The following is a 25,039-nucleotide window of genomic DNA, read 5'->3' on the forward strand; positions in this document are numbered from 1 at the left end:
GGCGGGGCATCTGGGCCGGCATGGACGAACAGCGCACCCCGGCTGCCCCCTCGCGGGCCGACGCGCCGGGGTATTCCGAACCACGCCGGGGTACGCCATGACCGACGTGCAGACCGCCCCCGTACGCACCAACGTTCCGGCCCGGCTCGACCGGCTCCCGTGGTCCCGCTGGCACTGGATGATCGTCATCGGCCTGGGCACCGTGTGGATCCTCGACGGCCTCGAGGTGACCATCGTCGGCAACCTGTCCGGCAAGCTGGCCGAGCCCGGCAGCGGTCTGGACATCACCCAGAGCCAGGTCACCGGGCTGGCCGCCGCGCTCTACGTGGCCGGCGCGTGCACCGGCGCGCTCTTCTTCGGCTGGCTCACCGACCGGTTCGGGCGCAAGAAGCTGTTCCTGCTGACCCTGGGCCTGTACCTGGTCGCCACCGCGCTGACCGCGCTCTCCTTCGACACCTGGTGGTTCTTCCTGTTCCGGTTCCTCACCGGCATGGGTATCGGTGGCGAGTACGCGGCGATCAACTCGGCGATCGACGAGCTGATCCCGGCCCGGCACCGCGGCCGGATCGACATCATCATCAACGGCACCTTCTGGCTGGGCGCCGCGATGGGCGCGTTGCTGACGGTGCCGCTGCTCAACGGCCTGCCGACGAACCTGGGCTGGCGGGTGGCCTTCGGCCTGGGCGCGATCCTGGGCGTGGTGATCCTGCTGGTCCGCCGGCACGTACCGGAGAGTCCACGCTGGTTGTTCATCCACGGCCGGGCGGACGAGGCGAACGAGCTGGTCGACTCGGTCGAAGCCGAGGTACGCCGGGAGACCGGCCGGGAACTCACCGAGGCCGACGACTACATCACCATCCGGCAGCGCCGCAGCACCAACTTCCTGGCCATCGCGAAGACGCTCTTCGCCCGCTACCCGAAGCGGGCCATCCTGGGCTTCTCGCTCTTCATCGGTCAGGCGTTCCTCTACAACGCGATCACCTTCGGGTTCGCCCAGATCCTGGAGACCTTCTTCGACGTGCAGCCGGGCAACAGCGGCTACTACTTCGCCGTGATCGCGGTGGGCAACCTGGCCGGGCCGCTGCTGCTGGGTCGGCTCTTCGACACGGTCGGGCGGGTACCGATGATCGCCGGCACGTACGTGCTCTCCGGTCTGCTGCTGCTGGGCACCGCGTGGCTGTTCCACAACGGTTCGCTCAGCGCCACCACGATGACGGCCTGCTGGTGGATCGTGCTCTTCTTCGCCTCCGCGGGCGCGAGCGCGGCGTACCTGACCGTGAGCGAGATCTTCCCGATGGAGACCCGCGCCATGGCCATCGCGTTCTTCTACGCGATCGGTACCGCCGCCGGTGGCATCACCGGCCCGCTGCTCTTCTCGAAGCTGGTCGGTACCGGCGAGGTCGGCGACACCGTGCTGGCCTTCGTGATCGGCGCCATCGTGATGATCATCGGTGGGCTGGTCGAGATGGCGCTCGGCGTCCGGGCCGAGGGCCAGTCGCTGGAGAACCTGGCCACCCCCCTCAGCGCGGAGCAGGCGGACGTACCGTCCCCGCGCACCCCGACCGAGCACAGCCCGGCCAGCAAGGCCTGAACCCCCGCCGACCGGTGCCCCCGTCCATACCCCGTGGACGGGGGCACCGGTCGGTCACGGCAGCGGGCAGGGCTCCCGCCAGGCGTCCAACTCCCGATCCTTGCGGATCGACGCGAAGCCGTAGCCGACCGTCGTGACGCAGAACTCGTCGGTCGTGCCGACGTACTCGACGTGGAAGACCGGTTTGCCGGCGTCCGCGAACGGCAGCAGCTTGGCGCACTGGTCGAGCCGGACGCACTCCTCGTTGACCACGAAGTCGAAGTCCGGCGCCAGGGCCGCCAGCTGCGGCACGTCGTTGACCAGCCCGGGGGAGAGCTCCAGCGAGCGGGCCAGGCGGGCCAGCCGGCGGTTGAACAGCAGTTGGTCGTCGAAGCCCAGGGGGAAGCCGCTGCGGTGCGCGTACCCGTCGGCGTCGGCCAGCGCCACCGCGCCGAAGCCCTTGCCCCGGCACAGCCGGAACCGGTCGGCCAGCACCGGCTCCAGCGCGTCCCAGGCCCGTACGTCGAGCCACCGGCTGCCGGACTCTCGACCGGGGGCGCCGAGCACGGCGGCGGGCAGCCGGCTGGCGTCCGGGTCGTTCGGGCGCACCGAGCCGACCGCCACCTGGCAGATCAGCCGTCGGTCCCGTGCGCGCAGCTCGGCCGTCTGCGCCGCCGTGGTCGCCACCGGGTCGAGCAGGAAGACGTCCGCGTCCACCGTCTCGTCGAGCGGGCCGTCGAGTTGCCACTGCCACTGCCAGTGGCGGGACTGGGCGGCCGGCCACGGGGTGGGCGCGCCGGGCGGGGTCAGCTCGCGCCGGCAGCCGTACGCCGGCACCACCAGGACGAGTGCGACGGCGGCCGACACGATCCGGCGCAGCGCGGGTGCGGCGCGACGTCGCCGCGGCCGGATCCGCATCGGCAGCTCCCGGGTCCCGGGCGGCCCGTCGCCGCCCCCACCGGTACGCCGCCGCCTACGTCGGCGTACCCACCCGGGTCAACGAGCGCGGGGGCGCGGACGACGCGCGGTCAGCGCGGCGCCGCGAAGACCTGCGTCCAGTACGGCCCGTTGCTGCTGGCGATGCCGACGCCGATCTCGGTGAATGCGCAGTTCAGGATGTTGGCGCGGTGTCCGGAGCTGTTCATCCAGGCGTCCATCACGGCGGCCGGCGTCTTCTGGTTCCACGCCACGTTCTCGCCGTAGGTACGCCACGCGTAGCCGACGCGGTCCAGCCGGACGCCCGTGTCGCTGCCGTCGCTGCCGGTGTGCGTCATCTTGCTGTGGTCGGCCTGGTCCTGGCTGTGCCGCTGCGCGGCGGTCATCAACTTGTCGTCGATGCTCAGCGCCTTGCAGCCGGCCTTGGCCCGCTCGGCGTTGACCAGGTCCACCACCTGGCGGGCCTGGTCGCTGACGGTGCCGCCGGTGGTGCTCGGGGCGGTGCTGCGATCGACGCTGCGACGGGACGTGGCGGTGGTCCGCGACGAGGCCGGGGTGGGCTTGACGACCTTGCTCGGCGACGGGCTCGGCCGGGCCGGGCTGGGCGAGCTGGTCGCCGACGGCGGGGCCGGGGCGTCGCTGGTCGCCTCCTCGGTGGGGACTGCCGGTGCGGCGGCGACGGTGTCGTCGACGGCGGTCGGCTCGTCGGCCGTGCCGTTGCCGCCCGGCATCGCGAGCGCGCCGACGCCGATGCTCACCACGAGGGTGGCCGTCGCGGCAGCGCCGCCGATCATGAGCGGGCGACGCCAGTTCCGCGGCGAGCGGTGCCGCCCGGTGCCGGTCCGTCCGTCGCCGGCCGCCTCCGTGTCGCCTCCGCCGGTGGCGTACGCGCCGCCCTCGGCGCGCCACCCGTCCGTGATCTCGGTCGGCCGCGTGTCGAAGGTCGGTTCGTCGCCCCGCGTGTGTCCCGGCCAGCTCGTGGTCGGCGCGTCCGTGGGGGCGGGTCGCCACCGGGCGGTGGGCTCGGCGGCGTGCCACTCGTCGGCGGGCTGGTCGGGGTCGTCCCCGAACAGGTACGCCGAGCGGGGCTCCGGGCGGTCTCTCAGCCAGTCCGGCTCGTCGGTCGGCCGCGCGGCGCGCCGGGAGGCGCCGTTCGGGTCCATCGGGTCGGTCCAGCCGTACACGCCTCTGCCTCCACGGGGTCGGTTGTTGGCCCGGGTGACGCTACGACTCGCCCGCGACCTGCGGCAACGTGGCTAAGGAAGAGTTAAGAGGAAGTCGGACGGCAAGGCGGTGACTTCCGGGAATACGGGCGTACAGTAAAGGCGTCCGGACAGAGCGTGTCCGTGCCTTGCGGCAGCCCCCCGACAAGTGGACAGGTCGACGTGGAGATGATCTACGGCCTGCGAGAACTTGACGAAGGAGGGGTTTGCGGCTCAATATATAGGTGTCGCCAGTCGCGCCCGGTCATGCCCAGATACAACCTCTGGAATGACAGCCGCGTACTTTAATGGGCGCGCGCTTGGCCGGCCTTTCCGGCAGCGCATATCAAGGAGTCAGCATGGCGAAGGCCCTCTACGGCCACGTAGGTGCAGCGCCCGACCGGCGTCTGCTCGACGAGGTCACCCGACTGCGTGCCAGGGTTCAGGCACTGGAGTTCGAGATCACGCGTCTGCGTGCCGACAATGATCGGCTCGCGGCGGCTGCGGCGGAAGCGGACGACCTGCTCCGTCTCGCCGAGCCGGCGCTGACCTGATCTTCAAGGTCGGAAAACTGAATCGCAGCACCACCGCAAAAATGCGCGCCGACACCCGTGTGCCGGCGCGCAACGCTGTCCGGCCCCTTTCGCGGCCGACGATTTATGATCTTGTAACTGGCTCGCCCTTTGGCGCCCCCGCCGTTTCGACAGAACGGCGGCACGCACTTTCTGATCATGAGCGGTGTTTGTCTTTTCGTCACCATCGCGACGAGAGTGGGGCCACCTGCCGCGTGACGGGCGGCGCGGGCCGTCGTCCCGGCCGGGGCGGGTCGCGTGCCGGGCGGGTGCCGTCACCGGGTTAGTCTGCGGGTTCACCCAGGTCCCCGCAGCCGGCGACGGTACGGCGGCCACCGGACGAGGATCGAGAAGGTGTATCTCAAGAGCCTGACGGTGAAGGGCTTCAAGTCCTTCGCCTCCGCCACGACGTTGAAGCTGGAGCCCGGGATCACCTGCGTGGTGGGCCCGAACGGCTCCGGCAAGTCGAACGTCGTCGACGCCATCGCCTGGGTGCTCGGCGAACAGGGTGCCAAGGCGCTGCGTGGCGGCAAGATGGAGGACGTCATCTTCGCCGGCACCGCCGGCCGCGCGCCGCTGGGCCGCGCCGAGGTCACCCTCACCATCGACAACACCGACGGCGCGCTGCCGATCGAGTACACCGAGGTCTCCATCACCCGCCGGATGTTCCGCTCCGGCGAGAGCGAGTACGAGATCAACGGCAACACCTGCCGACTGCTCGACATCCAGGAGCTGCTCTCCGACTCCGGCATCGGCCGGGAGATGCACATCATCGTCGGGCAGGGCCGCCTGGACGGCATGCTGCACGCCAAGCCGGAGGACCGCCGCTCGTTCATCGAGGAGGCGGCCGGCGTCCTCAAGCACCGCAAGCGCAAGGAAAAGGCGCTGCGCAAGCTCGACGCGATGCAAGTGAATCTCAACCGTTTGGCCGACCTGACTACTGAGCTGCGTCGCCAGCTCAAGCCGCTGGGCCGGCAGGCCGAGGTGGCCCGCCGGGCGGCCGCCATCCAGGCCAACCTGCGCGACGCCCGGCTGCGCCTGCTCGCCGACGACCTGGCCACCCTGCGCACCACGCTGGACCGCGAGATCGCCGACGAGACCGCGCTGCGGGAGCGGCGCGAGCAGATCGAGGGGGAGCACGCCGAGGTGCAGGGCCGGCTCGGCGAGTTGGAGGCCGCCCTCGCCGAGGACGCGCCGCTGCTCGCCGCCGCGCAGGACACCTGGTACAAGCTGTCCGCGCTGCAGGAGCGCTTCCGCTCCATCGAACAGCTCGCCACCGAGCGGCTGCGGCACCTCAGCGCCTCCGGCGATGACGAACGCCCCGGCCGCGACCCCGAGCAGTTGGAGGCCGAGGCCGAGCGCGTCCGTGAGCAGGAGGAGGAGCTGCGCGCGGCGCTCACCGACGACCAGATCCGGCTGGCCGAGGCGGTCGAGCACCGCCAGGAGCTGGAACGGCAGCTCGCCGCCGCCGAACGCGAGCTGGTCGCCGCCGCCAAGGCCATCGCCGACCGCCGCGAGGGACTGGCCCGCCTCACCGGCCAGGTCAACTCGGCCCGCGCCCGGACCACCAGCGCCGGTGAGGAGATCGAACGCCTCGCCGTCGCGCACGCCGACGCGCTGGGTCGCGCCGAACAGGCCCAGGCCGACCTCGACGCGGTCGCCGCCCAGTCCACCGAGGCGGACCGCGACAACGCGGACCTGGACGCCCGGCACGCCGAGGCGCTCGCCGTCCAGGAGCGCGCCCAGGCGGCCGTCCGGTCGCTGGCCGACGCCGAGCGGGCCGCGGAGAAGGACGCCGCCACCTGGAAGGCCCGCGAAGAGGCCCTGGCGCTGGGCCTGCGGCGCAAGGACGGTGCCGGGGCCCTGCTCGCCCGCGCCGGGGACGTCCCCGGCCTGCTCGGCAGCCTCGCCGGGCTGCTCACCGTCGCGCCCGGACACGAGGCCGCGCTGGCCGCCGCGCTCGGCGGCCTCGCCGACGCGGTCGCCGTCAGCGGGGTGGACGAGGCCGTCGAGGCGATGCGGCTGCTCAAGATCTCCGACGCCGGTCGCGCCGGTCTGCTGGTCGGCAGCCCCGCCGGGCCGGGCATGACCGGATCGGCCGACGCGCTGCGCCCGAAGCTGCCCGACGGCGCCCGCTGGGCCCCCGACCTGGTCGAGTGCGGCCCGGAGCTGCGCCCGGCCGTGCACCGGGCGCTGCGCGACGTGGCGCTCGTCGACGATCTCGCCGCGGCGGCCGACCTGGTCGCCGGCAACCCCGAGCTGCGGGCCGTCACCCCGGACGGCGACGTGGTCGGGGCGTACGCGGCGGCCGGCGGGTCGGCCAAGGCGCCCAGCTACATCGAGGTGCAGGCGGCCGTCGAGGAGGCCCGTGCCAACCGGCTCACCGCCGAGCGGACCGGCGCGGAGCTGCGTGACCAGCTCGTCGAGGCGCGCGCCGAGGTGACCGCCGCGAAGGAGGCCGTGCAGCACGCCGCCGCCGAGAAACGCGAGGCGGAGAGTCACCGCAACGCCGCCGCCCGGCGGCTCGCCGAGCTGGGCGCGGCCGCCCGGTCCGCCAAGGCGGAGACCGACCGGCTCGGCGAGTCCCGGGCCCGCGCCGAGGCCGCCCGGCAACGGGACCTCGCCACGCTTGACGAACTGGAGGAGCGGCTGCGGCTGGCCGAGGAGACCCCGGTCGACGCCGAGCCCTCCACCGAGGAGCGGGACCAGCTCGCCGCCATGGTGCCGCAGGCCCGCCAGAACGAGATGGAGGTCCGGCTCGCGGTGCGTACCGCCGAGGAGCGCGTCTCCTCGATCGCCGGCCGCGCCGACTCCCTCGCCCGGCAGGCGACCGCGGAGCGGGCCGCCCGGGAGCGCGCCGCCGCCCGGCGGGCCGCGCGCGCCCGGGGCGCGGGCATCGCCCGGGCCGTCGCGGGCGGGGCCCGCGCGGCGCTCACCCGGCTCACCACCTCGATCGCGACGGCCGAGCAGCACCGCGACGCCGTCGCGCGCGAACGCGCCGCCCGCGAGGCCGAGCTTCAGGAGGTACGCGGAGCGGCCAAGCGCCTCGGCGCGGAGCTGGAGCGCCTGACCAGCCAGGTGCACCGCGACGAGGTGGCCCGCGCGGAGCAGCGGCTGCGCATCGAGCAACTGGAGGCGAAGGCCGCCGAGGACTTCGGGCTGGACGTGGAGACCCTGGTCGCCGAGTACGGCCCGACCCAGCTCGTTCCACCGACCCAGGTCGACGTCGCCGCCGCCGAGCGCGACGGTCTGCCGGTGCCCGAGCCGGTCCGTTACGAGCGGCCGGTGCAGGAGAAGCGGGCCGCCAAGGCGGAACGCGAACTCGCCCTGCTCGGCAAGGTCAACCCGCTCGCGTTGGAGGAGTTCGCGGCGCTGGAGGAGCGCTTCAAGTTCCTCTCCGAGCAGTTGGAGGACCTCAAGGCCACCCGTCGGGACCTGCTCACCGTCGTCAAGGACGTGGACGAGCGGATCCTGGAGGTCTTCGCCAGTGCCTTCGAGGACACCGCGCGCGAGTTCCAGCAGGTGTTCACGGTGCTCTTTCCCGGTGGTGAGGGCCGGCTCATCCTCACCGACCCCGAGGACCTGCTCACCACCGGCGTCGAGGTCGAGGCCCGCCCGCCGGGCAAGAAGATCAAGCGACTGTCGCTGCTCTCCGGTGGCGAGCGGTCGCTGACCGCGGTGGCCATGCTGGTGGCGATCTTCCGCGCCCGGCCCAGCCCGTTCTACATCATGGACGAGGTGGAGGCGGCCCTGGACGACGTGAACCTGGGCCGGCTCATCACGCTGCTGGCACAGTTGCGGGAGAAGAGTCAGCTGATCGTCATCACGCACCAGAAGCGGACGATGGAGATCGCCGACGCGCTCTACGGGGTGACCATGCGCAGCGGGGTCACCCAGGTGATCAGTCAGAGGCTCAACCGGGCCGACGAGGACGACCAGCGGCCCGGCCGCGGCGAGGAGAACGGGTAGTGGCTCGGGAACGCGCGAAGGCGCTCCTGCTGGACTTCGACGGCGTACTGCGTCGGTGGGACCCGGCGGTCGCCGCCGGGGTTGAGCGGGAGTACGGCCTCTCCGAGGGGGTGCTCACCGAGATCGCCATGCAGTGGGGGAGGCTCCAGCCGGTGCTCACCGGCCAGGTCAGCCACGCCGACTGGGTGAGCAGCGTGGCCGACGCGCTCGCCGAGCCGGCCGGCGGGCCGGACCGGGCCCGCGCGGCCGTCGAGCAGTGGCAGCGCTACCGGGGCGAGGTGGACACCGAGGTGCTCGACTTCGTCCGGGAGGTGCGCGCCGCCGGCATTCCCGTCGGCCTGGGCACCAACGCCACCGACCTGCTCGACGCCGACCTCGCCGCGCTCGGCCTGGTCGGCGAGTTCGACGTGGTGGTCAACTCGTCCACGCTCGGTGTGCACAAGCCCGCGCCGGAGTATTTCCAGGCCGCCTGCCAGGCGCTGGCCACCCCGCCGGCCCGGGTGCTCTTCGTCGACGACGAGGACTGGGCGGTACGGGGCGCGCGGGCCGCCGGGTTGTCGGCGCACCGCTGGGGCGGCCACACCGACCTGCGCTACCTGCGGGCGGCCCTGGACTACTGAGCTTCGCTCACTCGCCGGTGGCGCCGTCGATGCGTTCCCGGATCAGGTCGGCATGGCCGTTGTGTCGGGCGTACTCCTCGATCATGTGCACGTACACCCAGCGCAGGTTGAAGGTGCGCTTCTTCGGGCCGACCTCGGTGAACGTCTCGTCGAGCGAGTGCCCGGCGGCGGCCGCGCGGGCCAGCGCCACCTCGCGGTGAAAGATGGCGAAGTCCGCCTCGGCGTCGGCCGCGCTCACGTCGTGGTCGGCGTCCGGGTTCTCGGGCGTGAAGTACGGGTAGTCGACCCGCTCGCCGGCGAAGTTCTCCCGGAACCACCACGCCTCCACCTCGGCGAGGTGCCGGACGAGGCCGAGCAGGGTCAGCCCGGACGGCTCGACGCTCGGCGTGCGCAACTGCTCCTCGGTGAGCCCTGCGCACTTGAGCAGCAGGGTCTGCCGGTGGTAGTCGAGCCAGCCGTCGAGGATGGTGCGCTCGTCGCCGACGTACGGTTCAGGGGTCCGGGTGATCTCCGGTGCGGTCCATGTCATGGCGCGCATCCTGCCGGGCACCTGTGACCGTTCGCGACGGGTTATTCAGGGCACCACGACGACGGGCCAGTGGCCCTTGCGGACCAGCCGGGTGGCGACCGAGCCGACGAGCCGGTGACCGGCCTGCTCGGACGCGCCCACCACCACCATGTCCGCCCGGAACTCGTCGGCCGCCGCGCACAGCTCGGTGTACGCGTCGCCGCGCCGGCACAGCAGCGTCACCGGAATGCCCAGCTGCTCGGCGCCGCGCCGGCACTCCCGGCGCAGCTCGTCGGCCAGCTCGTCGTGGGTGCGCTGGACCGCGCCGGCGTCCATCCCGGGCACCAGCGAGGTGAGGCCGCTCGCCGAGCTGACGAAGACCACCACCAGGGCGGCACCCTGCCGGCGGGCCAGCCCGGCGGCGTAGGAGCCGGCCCGTCCGGAGGTACGGGTCCCGTCGACGCCCACCATGATCACCCGCGGGCCGTCGGTGCCGCGCTCGAAGGGCAGCGAGCTGACCCGGGGGCCGTACTCCTCGCGGTCCGGTGCTCCCACGCTCATGGCTCTACCTCACCTCTGCCCGTCGGCGGGGGTCGCGCCGACGCTCACTACGGGGTTCGATTCCCGCTCGCCCGTGCCGGAAACCGGGCTGGCGTTGTGCTGCCGCAGCGGCACCTCCCGGATGAAGACCACCGCGATGAACGCGATCAGCGCGAACGGGGCGGCGGCCAGGAAGATGTCACCGGCGCCGTGGCCGTACGCGGCTTCCACCACGGTCCGCAGGGGACCGGGCAGGGTGTGCACGTCGGGCAGGGTGCCGCCGCTGCCGGAGCGGGAGGCGGGGATGCCGAGCTGGGCCAGTCCGTCGGCGGTGTAGTCCTTGACCTTGTGGGCGAGGACCGCGCCGAGGGCGGAGACGCCGATCGCGCCGCCCAGGCTGCGGAAGAACGCCACCACCGAGCTGGCCGCGCCGAGCTCGTGCGTGCCGACGGTGTTCTGCACGGCGAGGACGAGGTTCTGCATGGTGAGGCCCAGGCCGACGCCGATCAGCAGCATGTAGACGCTGAGCAGGGTGTAGCTGGTGTCCGCGCGCAGCGTGCCCATCAGCGCGAAGCCGACGGTGAGCAGCGCCGAGCCGGCCACCAGAAACCGCTTCCAGCGGCCGGTCTTCGTGATGATCCGCCCGCCGACGGTCGAGGCGACCAGCAGGCCGAGGATCATCGGCAGGGTCATCAGGCCGGCCATGGTCGGCGATTCGCCCCGGCTGATCTGGAAGTACTGGCCCAGGAAGATCGACGCGCCGAACAGGCCCACGCCCACCGCGACGCTGGCGACGACGGCGAGGGTGATCGTGCGGTTGCGGAACAGCCGCGGCGGGATCATCGGCTCGGCGGCCCGGGTCTCCACCCGGATGGCGAGCGCGCCGAGGAGCAGAGCGCCGAGGACCATCGCGACGGTCTGCCAGGACGCCCAGGCGAACTGGTCACCGGCGAGGGAGACCCAGATCAGCAGCACCGAGACCGCCGCCGTGATCAGGGTGGCGCCCCACCAGTCGATCTGCGCCCTGCGCTTGACCACCGGCAGGTGCAGGGTCTTCTGGAGCACGACCAGGGCGGCGATGGCGAACGGCACGCCGACGTAGAAGCACCAGCGCCAGCCGAGCCACGAGGTGTCGACGATCACGCCGCCGATCAGCGGCCCGCCGATGGTGCCGACGGCCATCACCGCGCCGAGATAGCCGCTGTAGCGGCCCCGCTCCCGCGGCGCGATCATCGTCGCCATGATCACCTGCGCCAGGGCGGTGAGGCCGCCGGCGCCGACGCCCTGGAGCACCCGGCAAGCGATCAGCTCGCCGGTGCCCTGTGCCAGGCCGGCCAGCACCGAGCCCAGGACGTAGATGCCCAGCGCGAGCTGGACAAGTGTCTTCTTGCTGGTCAGATCGGCCAGTTTGCCCCAGATCGGGGTCGTCGCGGTGGTCGCGAGCAGCGCCGAGGTGACCACCCAGGTGTAGGCGGACTGTCCGCCGTGCAGCTCGGTGATGATGCGCGGCAGCGCGTTCGAGACGACCGTGGAGGAGAGGATCGCGACGAACATGCCCAGCAGCAGTCCGGAGAGGGCCTCCAGGATCTGCCGGTGGGTCATGTCGACCGCGGGCGCTCGGGACGCTGTCGCCTGGCTCATCGTGTGGTGCCTCCAGCCCGTACGTTTGGTTGCCTCAAGCAACAACTAGGCCGATGGCGGCGACATTCCCCGCGTACGGGTCATCTCCAGGAATCGTTGAACCGGCCGAGGAGCCGGGCGAACTCCTCCACGTCCCGGGCCGGCCAGTCGTCGAGCGTGCGCAGGAATTCGCCCAAGCGGGCCGACCGGGCGACGTCGAACCGGTGCTGCCCCTCCTCGGTGAGGCTGATCTGTGCCGCCCGCCGGTCCGTCGGGTCCGGCTCGCGGTGCACCAGGCCCAGCGCCTCCAGCCCGTTGATCTGCCGGCTGAGCGTGCCCTTGCCCACGCCGAGGCGCGCCGCCAGCTCGGTCAGCCGGATCGACCCGCTGCGCCGCAACCAGAGCAGCAGCCCGTAGGTGTTCGGTTCGAGGGTCGGGTGCACCTCGCGGGCGATCTCCCAGGAAACCGCCCGCCCCCGGCGCAGCAGCGCGGTCAGCTCGTGCTCGACGGCCCGGATCGGCTCCGGCTGATGCTCGCTCACGGCCTAGAGAGTACGGCGAGGCCCGGTCATCCGTCGCCGGAGAGGCGGCGGCTCATCACCGGGCGTAGGTGCCCGTCGCTGGTGGTGCCCTCGATGACCACGTCGGCCTGCCGACCCCGATGGGTCAGGGTGGCGACGGCGTTGCCGAAGTAGGGGCCGGCCAGCTTGCGCCAGCGCACCCCTGGCCGGCGGACACCCGCCGAGCGGGCCAGTGCCCGCGTCGCGCCCGCCGGCCCCGACGACCAGCCCATCTTCATCAGCGGTCGGATGCCGGCCGGCACCTGGTTGTGGATCGGCGAGCAGGTGAGCTGGTGCACGGGCGTGACCACCGAAGGGTCGGCGAACCGTGCCCGGGCCACGTACGAGTGGTGCACGTCCCCGGAGAGCACGCTGATCGACGCCGGTGGGGCGTACGCCGGGCCGGCCCCGATCCGTGCGCCGGACGCCCTCGGAGTGCCGGTGCCGATCCGGGCGAACGTCTCACCGAGCGCCTCGAAGGACCGCCGGAACGCCGCCCAGTGCTCCAGGTCGAGGGCCCGGCGCAGCTTCTCGGCCGTCCGGGCCACCCACGGCCGACGCGAGTCGGCCAGCTTCTCGTTCCACGCCTCGATGTGGTGGATGCCCTGGGGTAGCAGCCACGGCAGCGAGGCACCCACCACCAGGTGGTCGTAGACGCCGTGGGCCTGGTCCAGGAACCACGACCACTCACCCGGCGGCAGCATCGCCCGGCTGCCCGGATCGAGCACCCGGCTGCACCGGTTGTCGAGCATGACCAGCCGGGTACGCCCCAGGTCGAGCGCGTAGCTCCACTGGTACTGCACGGCCCGCCAGCGCTCGGTGTCGTGCGCCAGGTCGGCCTCCTGGTCGACCCGGTGCCCGAACTCGCGCAGCACGCCGGTGGCGTCCTCGGCGGCGACGACCTTGGCGTAGACCGGGTCGGCGGCGATCTCGTCCGGCGCGAGATTGCCCAGGTGCTGGTAGACCCAGTACGAGGCGAGCCCGCTGCCGATCCGTTCGGCCCACCACGGCTGCTCGCGCATCTCGGCCCGCCACGACGCCGAGGTGTTCCAGTCGTCGATGATCTCGTGGTCGTCGAAGATCATCACACTCGGCACGGTGGAGAGCAGCCAGCGGATCTCCGGGTCGCGCCACGACTCCAGGTAGAGCTTCGTGTACTCGTCGAAGCTCACCACCTGATCGGCCGGAGCGCCCTTGGGCCGCCGCCGGCGTCGGCGCAGCAGCCGACGCACGGTCGGTGAGGTGACGTCGGCGTACACCTGGTCACCGAGGAGCACCAGCAGGTCCGGCAGCGGGTTCGACTCCGGGTCGGCCATCAACCGCCGGGCGTACGCGTCCAGGGCGTCCGGCGGGAGCTTGCGGGTGGTGGCGTGCTGGGTGGTCTCCCGGCACGAACCGAAGATCAGGTTGACCGGTTGGTCCAGGTCGTCGGCCGCCCGGGTCCGGATGACGCTGGGCGGGAAGCCGCTGCTCTCCACGGGCCACACCAGCTCGTCGTCGACCAGCACCTCGTACGTGGTGGTGCTGTCCGGGGTGAGGCCCTCCACCACGACGAGGGCGTAGTGGTGGTCGTACGCCGAGAAGGTGGATGCGGTGCCGGTGGCGCCGCCGGCCGTGCGGACGGTGACCACGGCGGGCGCGGCGGTCTCCACCCAGATCGTCGCCCGGGTGTCGACCACTCGCCGCAGCAGTGGGCCGATCAGGAGGTGTGCGGCGGGCATGACGCGAGCCTACCGCCGGTTTCCGGAGACCGGCCGGGTGCGGTGGCTGGGACGCCGTCGCCGGCATCTGACAGGATTCCGGCATGGCCGAATATCTCGTCCTCGCTCTGGTCCTGCTCGGTGTGCTGATCGCCGGCACAGTCGGGCTGGTCGTGCCCCGTCTGCGGCGGCGGCCCGAGCCGCCGCTTCCGCGCACCGAGGTCGACACCCGGGCCGAAGAGGATCTCGCCGGTCCGCCGGTCGAGGCACCGGAGTCCGATCTGTCCACCGGCGTCCTGGTCGAGCCGCCGCCGGTGCTCGAACCGCAGGTCGAGGTCCCCGAGCCGACCGCCGGGCGGCTGGTCCGGCTCCGGTCGCGGTTGTCGCGCTCGCAGAACGTGTTCGGCAAGGGACTGCTCGGCCTGCTCGCCCGCGACCACCTCGACGAGGACGTCTGGGAGGAGATCGAGGACAGCCTGATCACCGCCGACGTCGGCGTGGACGCCACCCGCGACATCGTCGACCGGCTGCGGGAACGCACCCGGGTACTGGGCACGCGCTCGGCCGGCGAACTCCGCGCGCTGCTCGCGGCCGAGCTGGTCAACGCCCTCGACCCGGGCATGGACCGCGCACTGCGCACCGCGCCCAAGGACGGCGTGCCGGCGGTCGTGCTGGTGGTGGGCGTGAACGGCGCCGGCAAGACCACCACCTGCGGCAAGGTCGCCCGGGTGCTGGTCGCCGACGGCCGCAGCGTGCTGCTCGGCGCGGCCGACACCTTCCGGGCCGCCGCCGCCGACCAGTTGCAGACCTGGGGCGAGCGGGTCGGCGCGGAGACCGTGCGCGGCCCCGAGGCGGCCGACCCGGCCAGCGTCGCGTTCGACGCCGTCAAGCGGGGCATCGAGACCGGCGTCGACACGGTGCTCATCGACACTGCCGGTCGCCTGCAGAACAAGGTCGGCCTGATGGACGAGCTGGGCAAGGTCAAGCGGGTCGTGGAGAAGCAGGGCCCGATCGACGAGACGCTGCTCATCCTCGACGCCACCACCGGCCAGAACGGTCTGGAGCAGGCCCGGGTCTTCACCGAGGCGGTCAACGTGACCGGTGTGGTGCTGACCAAGCTCGACGGCACCGCCAAGGGCGGCATCGTGATCGCCGTGCAGCGCAAGCTCGGCATCCCGGTGAAGCTCGTCGGCCTCGGCGAGGGCAAGGACGACCTCGCGCCGTTCGACCCGGCGCAGTTCGTCGACGCGCTGCTGGGCACCGAGCCCGCTGGACGGGACGCGTAGTCTCGGGTGACCAGTGACGATCGCGCGTACGCGGGCTGGCGTGACCCCGGCCATTCCTCGCAGCGCCTCGGGAGACCGTACGTGACTTCGCAGGAGATCCCGCTGCACGGCGGCAACGTGAGCACCGTGGTCCGGGTCGGCGACACGGTCCGTCGCAACGCCGGGCCGTGGACCCCGTCCGTGCACGCCCTGCTCCGGCACCTGGAGTACGTCGGCTTCACCGGTGCCCCCCGGGCGCTCGGGATGGACGAGCGCAACCGTGAGGTGCTGTCGTACCTGGAGGGGGAGTGCGGGGAATACCCGCTCGCCCCGCACTGGGTGACCGACGAGGCGCTGGTCACCGTCGCCACCATGCTGCGGATGTTCCACGACGCGCAGTACGGTTTCGCCCCGCCGGCCGGGGCGGTCTGGCGCTCGTTCGGGCCCCCGCCGCCGGACACCGAGGTGATCTGCCACCACGACGCCGCCCCGCACAACGTGATCTGGCGTCCGGACGGCACCCTCGGGCTGATCGACTTCGACCTCGCCTCGCCGGGTGCGCGGATCTACGACGTGGCGTACGCGGCGTGGACCTGGGTGCCGATCTTCGCCGACCGGGACTCGATCACGCTGGGCTGGAAGCACCCGGACCGGCCACGCCGGCTGCGGCTCTTCGCCGACGCGTACGGGCTGATCCCCCGGGACCGGCACCGGCTGATCCGCACCATCCGCAAGCGGATCGTGGACCACGTCGAGGGCATCCGCCGGATGGCCGCCGCCGGTGAGCCGGCGTTCGTCCGGATCGTGCACAAGGGGCACCTGCGGCGTCCGATGCGCGACCTGCGGCTACTCGACTACGAGCGGCACGCTCTGGAGAACGCCCTCCGCTGAGCGCGGATTCGTCGATGCCCGGCCGGTCGTGGTCGGCGAGCTGGTCGATGCGCCTGACCGGTCAGCCATCGACGTACACCGTCCGGGCGATCCACCCCTGTCCATGCCGCGTACTGTGCGGACTCCGTGACACGTACGAAACAACCCGTCACGAATTGGAAACCCGCACGGGACCCTGGGTGAAACAGCCGGCAACAAAGCTTCCGCGCAACCGGCCTACGGGCGACGCTGCCCCGGAAAGCCGCGAAGGAGGACTTCACCTTTAGGAGGCCAGCGTGCCTGAAGCACCGACGATCGACGGCGCCAATACCACGTGGCTGCTGGTTTCGACCGCGCTCGTGCTGCTCATGACCCCTGGACTGGCGCTGTTCTACGGCGGCCTCAACCGGGCCAAGGGCGTACTCAACATGATGATGATGAGCTTCACGGCTATCGGGCTCATCTCTGTTCTGTGGTGGTTCTACGGTTTCAGCGTCGCCTTCGGCACCGATCAGAGCGGCATCATCGGTGACCCGAGCACGTACCTCGGTACCAAGACCTTCCTCGCCGAATCCGACCTGTGGGGTGCCACGGCAGAGAACCCCAGCGGCATCGGCATCCCGCTCTACGTGTTCATGGCGTTCCAGATGGTCTTCGCCGTGATCACCGTCGCGCTGATCAGCGGCGCCATCGCCGACCGGGCCAAGATCGCCGGCTGGCTGCTGTTCGCGTTCGGCTGGGCCACCCTGGTCTACTTCCCCGTCGCCCACTGGGTGTGGGGTGGTGGCTTCATCGGCGCCGGTGCCGAAGGGCTGCACATCAAGGCGCTGGACTTCGCCGGTGGTACCGCGGTGCACATCAACGCCGGTGCGGCGGCCCTGGCCGTGGCCCTGGTGCTCGGCAAGCGTCTCGGCTGGCCCCGCGAGGGCATGAAGCCGCACAACATCCCGCTCGTCGCGCTCGGTGCCGGTCTGCTGTGGTTCGGGTGGTTCGGCTTCAACGCGGGTTCGGAACTGACCGTCGACGGGGTCGCCGGCCTCGCCTTCATCAACACCCAGCTCGCCACCGCGGCCGCCGTGCTCGGCTGGATCGCGGTCGAGTGGATCAAGGACCGCAAGCCGACCATGGTCGGTGCCTCGTCCGGTGCCATCGCCGGCCTGGTCGCCATCACCCCGGCCTGTGGCTTCATCGCCCCGTGGGCGTCCGTGCTGCTCGGCATCGTCGCCGGTGCGGTGTGCGCGCTCGCCGTCAGCCTCAAGTACAAGCTGGGCTACGACGACTCGCTCGACGTGGTCGGCGTGCACTTCGTCGGTGGCTGGATTGGCTCGCTCTGGCTCGGCCTCTTCGCCACCAACTCGGTCAACGCCGCGATCAGCGACGTGGTCGGGGCCTCCGACGGCCTGTTCTACGGCGGCGGCGTGACCCAGCTCGGTCGGCAGGCGCTCGCCGGTCTGATCGTCACCGCGTGGTCGTTCGGCATCGCCTGGGTGCTCGCCTTCGCGATCGAGAAGACGATGGGCTTCCGCATCAAGAACGAGGCCGAGGTCGAGGGCATCGACATCGCCGAGCACGCCGAGAGCAGCTACGACCTGTCCCCGGCCGGAGGCGGCACGGGCGGCGCGTTCGCGATGGCCGGCATCGGCACCTCCGGTGGCGCGTCGAGCACCGTCGCCCCCGAGACCGACTCCACCGAGCCGGTCAGCGCCAAGGTCGCCGGTTAACGTTCTCTAGATGGAGGGGTTGGACATGAAGCTGGTGACCGCGGTCATCAAGCCGTACCAGCTGGACGCGGTGAAGGAAGCTCTGCACGCCCTGGGCGTGGCCGGGCTGACCGTCAGCGAGGTTCAGGGGTACGGACGGCAGAAGGGGCACACCGAGGTCTACCGGGGTGCCGAGTACACGGTCGAGTTCCTGCCCAAGATCCGGGTCGAGGTGCTCACCGACGAGATCGACGTGGAGAAGATCGTGGACGCCATCGTCGGTGCCGCCCGTACGGGCAAGATCGGCGACGGCAAGGTCTGGGTCACCGGTGTCGAGGAGGTCGTCCGGGTGCGTACCGGCGAGCGCGGCCTCGACGCCCTCTGATCCGGACAACGACGGAGATGACCTCGTTGATCAAGAAGAACGCGTCGGGAGATGCCGACAACGGTGACGCGAACCTCTTGATCAACGAGGTCGTCGGCGTACCCGGGGGGATCGGGGAGGCCGCCCGAGTGGGGCGGGCGGCCGCGTACGACGAGTTCCTGCGTGGCTTGTTGCCCGCGCGCGACGGTGTCGCGCTGATGGCCGTCGGGGGCCTGGGGAGGCGGCAGTGCGCCCCCTACAGCGACCTCGACCTGGTGCTCTTGCACGCCGGAGTGCCCGGCACGGACGAGTTGGCCGCCAAGGTCTGGTACCCGATCTGGGATGCCGGCCTGCGCCTGGACTACTCGGTACGGACCGTCTCCGAGGCGCTCTCGATGGCCCAGGACGACGTCAAGGTGGCCCTCGGGCTGCTCGACGCCCGCCTGGTGGCCGGCGACCAGGCGCTCGCCGACGCCTTGATCCGCACCGCCGCCGACCACTGGCGGCGGACCGCCGTACGCCAGCTTCCCGGTCTGCGTGAGGTCACCGTCGCCCGCTGGCAGGCGCACGGCGAGCTGGCCTTCCTCCTCGAAGGCGACCTCAAGGAGGCCGCCGGCGGATTGCGCGACGTGGGGTTGCTGCGCGCGATCTCCGCCGCCGGGATCACCGACGCGCTGCGTCCCGCCGTCCGCGCCGCCCACCTGCGGCTGCTGGACACGCGCGACGCCCTGCACCAGCAGGTCGGCCGCCGGGTCGACCGACTGGTCGCGCAGGAACGCGACGGCGTCGCCGCGCTGCTCGGCCTACGACAACTCCAGCCCGGCGCGTCTGACGCCGCGCGGCGGCCTGGAGCCGTCGTGGAGGACGGCGACGCCCTCCTGCGGCGGGTGGCCGGGGACGCGCGCACGGTCAGCCACGCCCTCGACGACGCCTTCCGCGCCGCCGACCGGCTGCGCTCGGGCCGGTCGCGAGGCGGAAACGGCAGCCCGGTCCGTCGACCGGTGGCCCGGGACGTGGTCGAGCACGACGGAGAGCTGGTGCTGGCCCGGACGGCGATCGGCGCGCGTCCCGACCCGAGCCTGTCCCTGCGGGTGGCCGCCGCGGCGGCCACCACCCGGCTGCCCATCGCGCGGGCCACCTGCGAGTGGCTGGCCGCGTACTGCCCCCCGCTGCCGGCGCCCTGGCCGGCCGAGGCTCGGGCCGCGCTCACCACGCTGCTGGGCGCCGGTCCCGGCCTGGTTCCGGCCTGGGAGACCTGCGACAGGTACGGGCTGGTGGACGGCTGGCTGCCCGAGTGGACCCGGCTGCGTAGCCTGCCCCAGCACAACCCGGTGCACCGCTACACCCTCGATCGGCACCTCGTGCAGGCCGCCCACGAGGCCAGCAAGCACGCCCGCGAGGTGGACCGCCCCGACCTGCTGCTGCTCGGCGCCCTGCTGCACGACATCGGCAAGGGCCTGCCCGGCGACCACAGCACCGTCGGGGTGCCGCTCGCCGAGACGGTGGCGACCCGCGTCGGGCTGCCCGCCCCGGAGGTGGCGCTGATCGGCACCCTCGTCCGGCTGCACCTGCTCCTGCCGGACGTGGCCACCCGGCGGGATCTCGCCGACCCGGTGACCATCGCGTCGGTCGCCGAGGCGGTGGGCGACACCGGCACGCTCGACCTGCTGCACGCCCTGGTCCGCGCCGACGCCGCCGCCACCGGCCCGGCCGCCTGGTCGGACTGGAAGGGTCGACTCGTCGCCGAACTGGTCGCCCGCGTCCGTACCGCGCTGGACACCGGTGTGCTGCCCGAGCCCCCGGCCCCGGACCCGGCGCTGCTGGCCGGGCCGCTGCCGGTCGTCCACCTCACCGGAGACCGGGTGGCGGTGGCCGCCGCCGACCGGCGGGGACTGCTCGCCACCGTGGCCGGCTGCCTCGCCCTGCACCGACTGGAGGTGCTCTCCGCCGACGCCTCAGTGGTCGACGGCCGAGCGCTCGTCGAGTGCCGGGTGCAACCCCGCTACGGCCTGCCGGCCGACCCGGTCCCGCTCCGTGCCGACCTGCGCCGTGCGGTCGCCGGCGACGTGTCCGTCACCCAACGGCTGCGGGGTCGTGCGCTCGCCGCCCGGGGCAGCGGCGCCGCACCCCGGGTCGTCTGGCACCGCGAGGCGGCCACCGACGCCGTCCTGCTCGAGCTGCGCGCCGCCGACGCCGCCGGGCTGCTCTACCGGGTGGCCGGCGCGCTCGACGAGGCCGGCGCCCTGGTCCGGGCCGCACGGATCTCGACCCTCGGCGCGGACGTGGTCGACGCCTTCTACCTCGTGGGCGGCTGGCCGGACGACGCGACCCGGGCCCGCCTGGAGGCCGCCGTCCTCGCCGCCGTCTGACCAACGGCCGGCCGGACGACGCGCCCCCGGGACCGGCTGAGGGCTGCGGTCCTCGCTGCTGCCATCGCCGTGTGGCGCCCGCCGTTGGCAGCGGTCGCCCGCGCTGGCGGTCGTGGCCCAGCCGGTCGTCGTGGGTCCTTTCGGAGCCTTCGGGCGCTCGCAGCCCGCCTGGGCTCTTTGCGCGTGATGACTCAGTGGCATCAAGATGCCGCACAGGCATCAGGCTCACGGCGGTGCCCGCCGCCCCGGGGGACTCCGGCCGCCAGACGCCCCGCCCTCAGATGCCGTCGGCCCTTCAGACGCCGCCCGCCCTCAGATGCCGTCGGCCCCTGCGGCCGCTGCGACGCCATCGGCCGCGCAAGGCACGTCCGCGGCCCGGGCCGGGATGACGGGGGTGGGCGAGGTGGTGGCTACGTCCCGGGACGTAGCGGCAGTGCCGCTCGTGGGCGCACGTCAGGAGGCGTCTGCGCGGGCAGAATGACGGCCATGCGGGGGAACGGGTGGCGGGCGCGGGACGCGGTGGCGGACGCCGTGCTCGCCCTCGTGCTGTTCGGGTTCGGACAACTCGCGACCGGGCTGGCCGGAGACAACCAGCCGGGATCCCGACCGGTGGACGGCCTCTGCCGCGTCGTGCTCGCGGTCGCCACGCTGGCCCTGGCCGGCCGCCGGTACGCCCCGGTCGGCACGCTCGTCGTGGTCACGCTCGCCACCTCGACGTACCTGGTGCTCGGGTATCCGTACGGTCCGGTCCTGCTCGCCTTCCTGGTCGCGGTCTACACCGTGGCGGCGCGGCTGCCGGTGCGTCCGGCGGCGCTCGCCGCCGGTGGCGCGTTCGTGGTGTTGCTGGCGCACGTCTTCGTCTCGCGCGGCCCCACGCCGGGCTGGACCGGAGTGCTCCCCGCGTCGGCCTGGGTGGTCGTACCGTTCGCGGTGGGTGTGGTGGTGCGGGTCAGCCGGGAGGCGGCTGCCCGTACCCGCGCCGAGGAGGTCCGTGAGCGTGCCGAACAGGCCCGGCGGCAGGCCGACGAGGAGCGGCTGCGCATCGCCCAGGAGGTACACGACGTGGTGGGGCACGGGTTGGCCGCGATCAGCATGCAGGCGGAGATCGCCCTGCACCTGCTGCCGAAACGGCCGGAGCAGGCGGAGGTCGCGCTGACCGCCATCAGCCGCTCCAGCCGGGAGGCGCTGGACGAACTGCGGGTCACGTTGGGCGCGGTACGGCGGGGCGCGGAGCGTGAACCGGTGCCCGGTCTGGCGCGACTCCCCGCACTGTGCGACCGCCTGGCGGGCGCGGGTCTCGTCCTCGACCTGCGCCTGGTCGGTGACCCGCGGGAGGTGCCGGCGGCGGTGGACCTGGCCGCGTACCGGGTGGTCCAGGAGGCGTTGACGAACGTGCTGCGGCACGCCGGGGTGGCGCGTGCCGAGGTGACCGTGGGCTACCGGGCCGACGAGGTGACCGTCGAGGTCACCGACCGGGGCGTCGGCGGCCGGCACGGCACGGCCGGCGACCTCGACCTGACCCCTGGTCGGAGCGGCGGGCCCGGCCAGGCCGGTGGGCACGGTCTCGCGGGCATGCGGGAGCGGGTGACGGCGCTGGGCGGGCAGCTGACCGTCGGACCGCGCCCGTCCGGCGGGTTCCGCGTGTGGGCCCGGCTGCCGGTGGAGCCGTCCCCGTGATCCGGGTGCTGATCGCCGACGACCAGGACCTGGTCCGCCTCGGGCTGCGCGCGTTGGTGGAGAGCGAGGACGACCTGGCGCTCGCCGGTGAGGCCGCCGACGGGTTGCGGGCGGTCGAACTGGCCCGGCGGGAGCGGCCGGACGTCGTCCTGATGGACATCCGGATGCCGGGCATCGACGGGATCGAGGCGACCCGCCGGATCGTCGCCGATCCCGACCTGACCGGTACGCGGGTGGTGGTGCTCACCACCTTCGAGCTGGACGAGTACGTCTTCGACGCGCTGCGTCACGGCGCGAGCGGGTTCCTCACCAAGGACACCCGGCCGCCGGAGCTGCTGCGCGCGATCCGGCTGGTCGCCGAGGGGGAGGCGCTGCTGTCGCCGTCGGTGACCCGCCGGGTGGTGCGGGAGTTCGCCACCCGGCCGTCGCGGGCACCCCGTCCGCACCCGCGACTGGACACGCTCACCGACCGGGAACGTCAGGTGGTGGGCCTGGTCGGTGAGGGCCTGAACAACGAGGAGATCGCCGCCCGGTTGGTGGTCAGCCCGGCGACCGCGCGGACCCACGTCAGCCGGGCGATGGGCAAGCTGGCAGCCCGGGACCGGGCCCAGCTCGTCGTCTTCGCGTACCAATCGGGCTTGGTTTCGGGGTGAGGCCGGGCCGCCAGCGGCCGTGCGGCCGGGCGGCCGGGCGGCCGGGCGGCTACCCTAGCGGTGGCCGGACTCCGCAGTGCCGGCCGCGTTGTGCCCGCCGGAACACTGACAAACGGGATGTTCGCGTGTTTGACACCTTGAGTGACCGCCTGTCCGGGATCTTCACCAAGCTCCGCGGCAAGGGACGGCTCACCGACGCCGACATCGACGCCACCGCGCGTGAGATCCGCCTCGCGCTGCTGGAGGCGGACGTCGCGCTGCCGGTGGTCAAGGGCTTCATCGCGGCCGTCAAGGAGCGCGCCCGCAGCGCCGAGGTCTCCCAGGCGCTCAACCCCGCCCAGCAGATCATCAAGATCGTCAACGAAGAGCTGATCAACGTGCTCGGCGGCGAGGGGCGGCGGCTCCAGTTCGCCAAGCAGCCGCCGACCGTGATCATGCTGGCCGGCCTCCAGGGTTCGGGTAAGACCACCCTCGCCGGCAAGCTGGCCCGCTGGCTCAAGGGCCAGGGGCACCAGCCGCTGCTGGTCGCCGCCGACCTTCAGCGCCCCAACGCCGTCGGGCAGCTCCAGGTGCTCGGTGGTCGGGCCGGGGTCGAGGTGTACGCGCCGGAGCCCGGCAACGGCACCGGCGACCCGGTGCAGGTGGCCCGCGCGTCGATCGAGCACGCCAAGCGTGCCGCCCGGGACATCGTCATCGTCGACACCGCCGGCCGGCTCGGTATCGACGCCGAGATGATGCAGCAGGCCGCCGACATCCGCGACGCCGTGTCGCCGGACGAGGTCATCTTCGTCATCGACGCGATGGTCGGTCAGGACGCCGTCCGCACCGCCGAGGCGTTCCGCGACGGCGTCGGCATCACCGGCGTGGTGCTCTCCAAGCTCGACGGCGACGCCCGTGGCGGTGCCGCGCTGTCGGTTCGCGAGGTCACCGGGCAGCCGATCCTCTTCGCGTCCACCGGCGAGAAGCTGGAGGACTTCGACGTCTTCCACCCCGACCGGATGGCCAGCCGGATCCTCGGCATGGGCGACGTCCTCACTCTGATCGAGCAGGCCGAGCAGGCCTTCGACGCCGATCAGAAGGAGAAGATGACCGCCAAGCTGATGGGCGGCGAGCAGTTCACCCTGGACGACTTCCTCGACCAGCTCATCGCGGTACGGCGGATGGGCCCGATCGCCAACGTGCTGGCCATGATGCCCGGCATGGGGCAGATGAAGGACCAGCTCGCCGAGCTGGACGACAGCCACTTCGACCGGGTCACCGCGATCATCCGGTCGATGACCCCGGGCGAGCGCACCAACCCGAAGATCATCAACGGCTCCCGCCGGGCACGCATCGCCAACGGCTCCGGCGTCACCGTGATGGACGTCAACCAGCTGCTCAACCGCTTCGCCGACGCGCAGAAGATGATGAAGCAGATGGGCGGCATGATGGGCCTGCCCGGCGGCGGTCGGCGCAAGGCGACCAAGTCGCCGAAGAACAAGCGCAAGGGCACCAAGGGCGGCGGTCGTCCGCGTACCGGTGCCGGAATGCCGGCCGGCTTCCCGGGTGGCATGCCGCAGCTCCCGCCGGGGATGGACCCGAACGACCTCGCCGCGGGGCAGGGCCTCCCGCCCGGCTTCAAGCTGCCGAAGATCGACTTCAACAAGCTCGGCAAGGGCGGCGACAAGGGCCCGCGCTGACGCGTGTCGGTAACGGCGAGCGACTGATCGGCCGCTTAGGGTGATGTCGCCCCCTGGAAGGAGATGTCATGACCGCGGCCCCGATCCTGCCCGAACGGCACGAGTGGACGGTCGACGACCTCGGTGACCTGCCGAAGGACCTTCCGTACGAACTGATCAACGGAAGGTTGATCGTGCCGTCGCCGACTGCCGTGCACCAAGATCTCTGTGTTCGACTGCTGCTGGCCGTCGAAGTCAACTGTCCACCGGACTACCTGGTCAGCATCGACCTGTCGATGCGGGTCGACCGGCGCAACGAGCCACGCCCCGACGTGGTCGTCATCCGCCGTACGCACGCCAACCGGTCGTCCGTTCCGGTCGAGGACGCCCTGCTCGCCGTGGAGGTGGTCTCCCCGACCTCCAGCTTCCGCGACATGTACGACAAGGCCAAGGTCTACGCGCACGCCGGAATCCGGTCCTACTGGGTGGTGGACCCGTCGCAGGAGCGCGTCACGCTGACCGAGTACGCGCTCGGTGCGAACCGCGAGTACGAGCAGGTCGCGCATACCGAGGACCTGTTCGTCACCGAGCGGCCGTGGAAGGTCTCCGTGGACCTGCCGGCGCTGACCGGCCGGAAGAACGACCTGCTCGCCCCAGACGAGGAGTGATCGGGTAGGACTGTGCGC

General features: G+C 72.4%; 20 protein-coding genes. 13 read left to right on the top strand and 7 right to left on the bottom strand.

The annotated features are described in order from the left end of the window. Positions 1-97 precede the first annotated feature (97 nt). Positions 98-1,591, top strand: a complete 1,494-nt coding sequence (locus ACN269_RS26345; RefSeq protein WP_421474932.1) for an MFS transporter — start codon at positions 98-100, stop codon at positions 1,589-1,591. Between the two features lie 54 nt (positions 1,592-1,645). Here ACN269_RS26345 and ACN269_RS26350 read toward each other — a convergent pair whose 3' ends face one another. Both ACN269_RS26350 and ACN269_RS26355 read right to left on the bottom strand, forming a co-directional pair. Further along, positions 1,646-2,488, bottom strand: a complete 843-nt coding sequence (locus ACN269_RS26350; protein WP_421474933.1) for an endo alpha-1,4 polygalactosaminidase — start codon at positions 2,486-2,488, stop codon at positions 1,646-1,648. A 110-nt stretch (positions 2,489-2,598) separates the two neighbouring features. Then, positions 2,599-3,690, bottom strand: coding sequence for a CAP domain-containing protein (locus ACN269_RS26355; RefSeq protein WP_421474934.1), 1,092 nt, complete (start codon positions 3,688-3,690; stop codon positions 2,599-2,601). Between the two features lie 377 nt (positions 3,691-4,067). On the opposite strand from ACN269_RS26355, the gene ACN269_RS26360 reads away from it, so the two are divergent. From ACN269_RS26360 to ACN269_RS26370, 3 genes are all read left to right on the top strand, one after another. Further along, on the top strand, positions 4,068-4,262 hold the full coding sequence (locus tag ACN269_RS26360; RefSeq protein WP_007456482.1) for a hypothetical protein: 195 nt from the start codon (positions 4,068-4,070) through the stop codon (positions 4,260-4,262). A gap of 372 nt (positions 4,263-4,634) precedes the next feature. Continuing rightward, positions 4,635-8,249 (top strand): chromosome segregation protein SMC, encoded by a 3,615-nt coding sequence (smc, locus tag ACN269_RS26365; RefSeq protein ID WP_421474935.1) that lies wholly within the window; start codon positions 4,635-4,637, stop codon positions 8,247-8,249. Next, positions 8,249-8,869 (top strand): HAD family hydrolase, encoded by a 621-nt coding sequence (locus tag ACN269_RS26370; protein ID WP_421474936.1) that lies wholly within the window; start codon positions 8,249-8,251, stop codon positions 8,867-8,869. The genes smc and ACN269_RS26370 overlap by 1 nt, the downstream gene beginning before the upstream one ends. A gap of 7 nt (positions 8,870-8,876) precedes the next feature. Here the strand turns inward: ACN269_RS26370 and ACN269_RS26375 are convergent, their stop codons facing one another. The 5 genes from ACN269_RS26375 to ACN269_RS26395 form a co-directional block, all read right to left on the bottom strand. Further along, positions 8,877-9,398, bottom strand: coding sequence for a DinB family protein (locus ACN269_RS26375; protein WP_421474937.1), 522 nt, complete (start codon positions 9,396-9,398; stop codon positions 8,877-8,879). Between the two features lie 45 nt (positions 9,399-9,443). Further along, a complete protein-coding gene (locus ACN269_RS26380) occupies positions 9,444-9,938 on the bottom strand; it encodes a universal stress protein (protein ID WP_421474938.1) in 495 nt (164 codons plus the stop codon). A 9-nt stretch (positions 9,939-9,947) separates the two neighbouring features. After that, positions 9,948-11,558, bottom strand: a complete 1,611-nt coding sequence (locus ACN269_RS26385) for an MDR family MFS transporter (RefSeq protein WP_421474939.1) — start codon at positions 11,556-11,558, stop codon at positions 9,948-9,950. A gap of 80 nt (positions 11,559-11,638) precedes the next feature. Next, a complete protein-coding gene (locus ACN269_RS26390; RefSeq protein WP_421474940.1) occupies positions 11,639-12,079 on the bottom strand; it encodes a MarR family winged helix-turn-helix transcriptional regulator in 441 nt (146 codons plus the stop codon). Positions 12,080-12,105: 26 nt separating this feature from the next. Then, positions 12,106-13,818 carry an alkaline phosphatase D family protein gene (locus ACN269_RS26395; protein WP_421474941.1) on the bottom strand — a complete coding sequence of 571 codons (1,713 nt, stop codon included), beginning with the start codon at positions 13,816-13,818 and terminating at the stop codon, positions 12,106-12,108. Positions 13,819-13,901: 83 nt separating this feature from the next. Here ACN269_RS26395 and ftsY point away from each other — a divergent pair, with 83 nt between their 5' ends. The 9 genes from ftsY (at position 13,902) to ACN269_RS26440 (ending at position 25,021) form a co-directional block, all read left to right on the top strand. After that, a complete protein-coding gene (gene ftsY, locus ACN269_RS26400; RefSeq protein ID WP_421474942.1) occupies positions 13,902-15,083 on the top strand; it encodes a signal recognition particle-docking protein FtsY in 1,182 nt (393 codons plus the stop codon). A gap of 6 nt (positions 15,084-15,089) precedes the next feature. Continuing rightward, positions 15,090-15,953, top strand: coding sequence for an aminoglycoside phosphotransferase family protein (locus ACN269_RS26405; protein WP_355051563.1), 864 nt, complete (start codon positions 15,090-15,092; stop codon positions 15,951-15,953). Between the two features lie 275 nt (positions 15,954-16,228). Then, positions 16,229-17,653 (top strand): ammonium transporter, encoded by a 1,425-nt coding sequence (locus tag ACN269_RS26410; RefSeq protein WP_421474943.1) that lies wholly within the window; start codon positions 16,229-16,231, stop codon positions 17,651-17,653. Between the two features lie 25 nt (positions 17,654-17,678). Next, complete coding sequence (locus ACN269_RS26415) at positions 17,679-18,017, top strand: P-II family nitrogen regulator (protein ID WP_007456507.1); 339 nt, start codon at positions 17,679-17,681, stop codon at positions 18,015-18,017. Between the two features lie 17 nt (positions 18,018-18,034). After that, positions 18,035-20,365, top strand: coding sequence for a [protein-PII] uridylyltransferase (locus ACN269_RS26420; protein ID WP_421474944.1), 2,331 nt, complete (start codon positions 18,035-18,037; stop codon positions 20,363-20,365). Positions 20,366-20,851: 486 nt separating this feature from the next. Next, positions 20,852-22,042 (top strand): sensor histidine kinase, encoded by a 1,191-nt coding sequence (locus ACN269_RS26425; RefSeq protein WP_421474945.1) that lies wholly within the window; start codon positions 20,852-20,854, stop codon positions 22,040-22,042. Next, positions 22,039-22,695 (top strand): response regulator, encoded by a 657-nt coding sequence (locus tag ACN269_RS26430; protein WP_396801733.1) that lies wholly within the window; start codon positions 22,039-22,041, stop codon positions 22,693-22,695. The genes ACN269_RS26425 and ACN269_RS26430 overlap by 4 nt, the downstream gene beginning before the upstream one ends. Before the next feature lie 125 nt (positions 22,696-22,820). Next, complete coding sequence (ffh, locus tag ACN269_RS26435) at positions 22,821-24,374, top strand: signal recognition particle protein (protein WP_421474946.1); 1,554 nt, start codon at positions 22,821-22,823, stop codon at positions 24,372-24,374. Between the two features lie 68 nt (positions 24,375-24,442). After that, positions 24,443-25,021, top strand: coding sequence for a Uma2 family endonuclease (locus tag ACN269_RS26440; RefSeq protein ID WP_421474947.1), 579 nt, complete (start codon positions 24,443-24,445; stop codon positions 25,019-25,021). Positions 25,022-25,039 lie beyond the last annotated feature (18 nt).

Source organism: Micromonospora sp. WMMD736 (assembly GCF_049179015.1).
Classification (GTDB): Bacteria; Actinomycetota; Actinomycetes; order Mycobacteriales; family Micromonosporaceae; genus Micromonospora.

What these genes read in the sequence shown, in the direction of transcription:
- ftsY (WP_421474942.1), top strand. Translation starts at nt 13,902, where the DNA reads ATGGCCGAATATCTCGTCCTCGCTCTGGTCCTGCTCGGTGTGCTGATC.
- ACN269_RS26380 (WP_421474938.1), bottom strand. Translation starts at nt 9,938, where the DNA reads ATGAGCGTGGGAGCACCGGACCGCGAGGAGTACGGCCCCCGGGTCAGC.
- ACN269_RS26375 (WP_421474937.1), bottom strand. Translation starts at nt 9,398, where the DNA reads ATGACATGGACCGCACCGGAGATCACCCGGACCCCTGAACCGTACGTC.
- ACN269_RS26415 (WP_007456507.1), top strand. Translation starts at nt 17,679, where the DNA reads ATGAAGCTGGTGACCGCGGTCATCAAGCCGTACCAGCTGGACGCGGTG.
- ACN269_RS26440 (WP_421474947.1), top strand. Translation starts at nt 24,443, where the DNA reads ATGACCGCGGCCCCGATCCTGCCCGAACGGCACGAGTGGACGGTCGAC.
- ACN269_RS26385 (WP_421474939.1), bottom strand. Translation starts at nt 11,558, where the DNA reads ATGAGCCAGGCGACAGCGTCCCGAGCGCCCGCGGTCGACATGACCCAC.
- ACN269_RS26395 (WP_421474941.1), bottom strand. Translation starts at nt 13,818, where the DNA reads ATGCCCGCCGCACACCTCCTGATCGGCCCACTGCTGCGGCGAGTGGTC.
- ACN269_RS26360 (WP_007456482.1), top strand. Translation starts at nt 4,068, where the DNA reads ATGGCGAAGGCCCTCTACGGCCACGTAGGTGCAGCGCCCGACCGGCGT.
- ACN269_RS26425 (WP_421474945.1), top strand. Translation starts at nt 20,852, where the DNA reads ATGCGGGGGAACGGGTGGCGGGCGCGGGACGCGGTGGCGGACGCCGTG.
- ACN269_RS26345 (WP_421474932.1), top strand. Translation starts at nt 98, where the DNA reads ATGACCGACGTGCAGACCGCCCCCGTACGCACCAACGTTCCGGCCCGG.
- ACN269_RS26350 (WP_421474933.1), bottom strand. Translation starts at nt 2,488, where the DNA reads ATGCGGATCCGGCCGCGGCGACGTCGCGCCGCACCCGCGCTGCGCCGG.
- ACN269_RS26420 (WP_421474944.1), top strand. Translation starts at nt 18,035, where the DNA reads ATGACCTCGTTGATCAAGAAGAACGCGTCGGGAGATGCCGACAACGGT.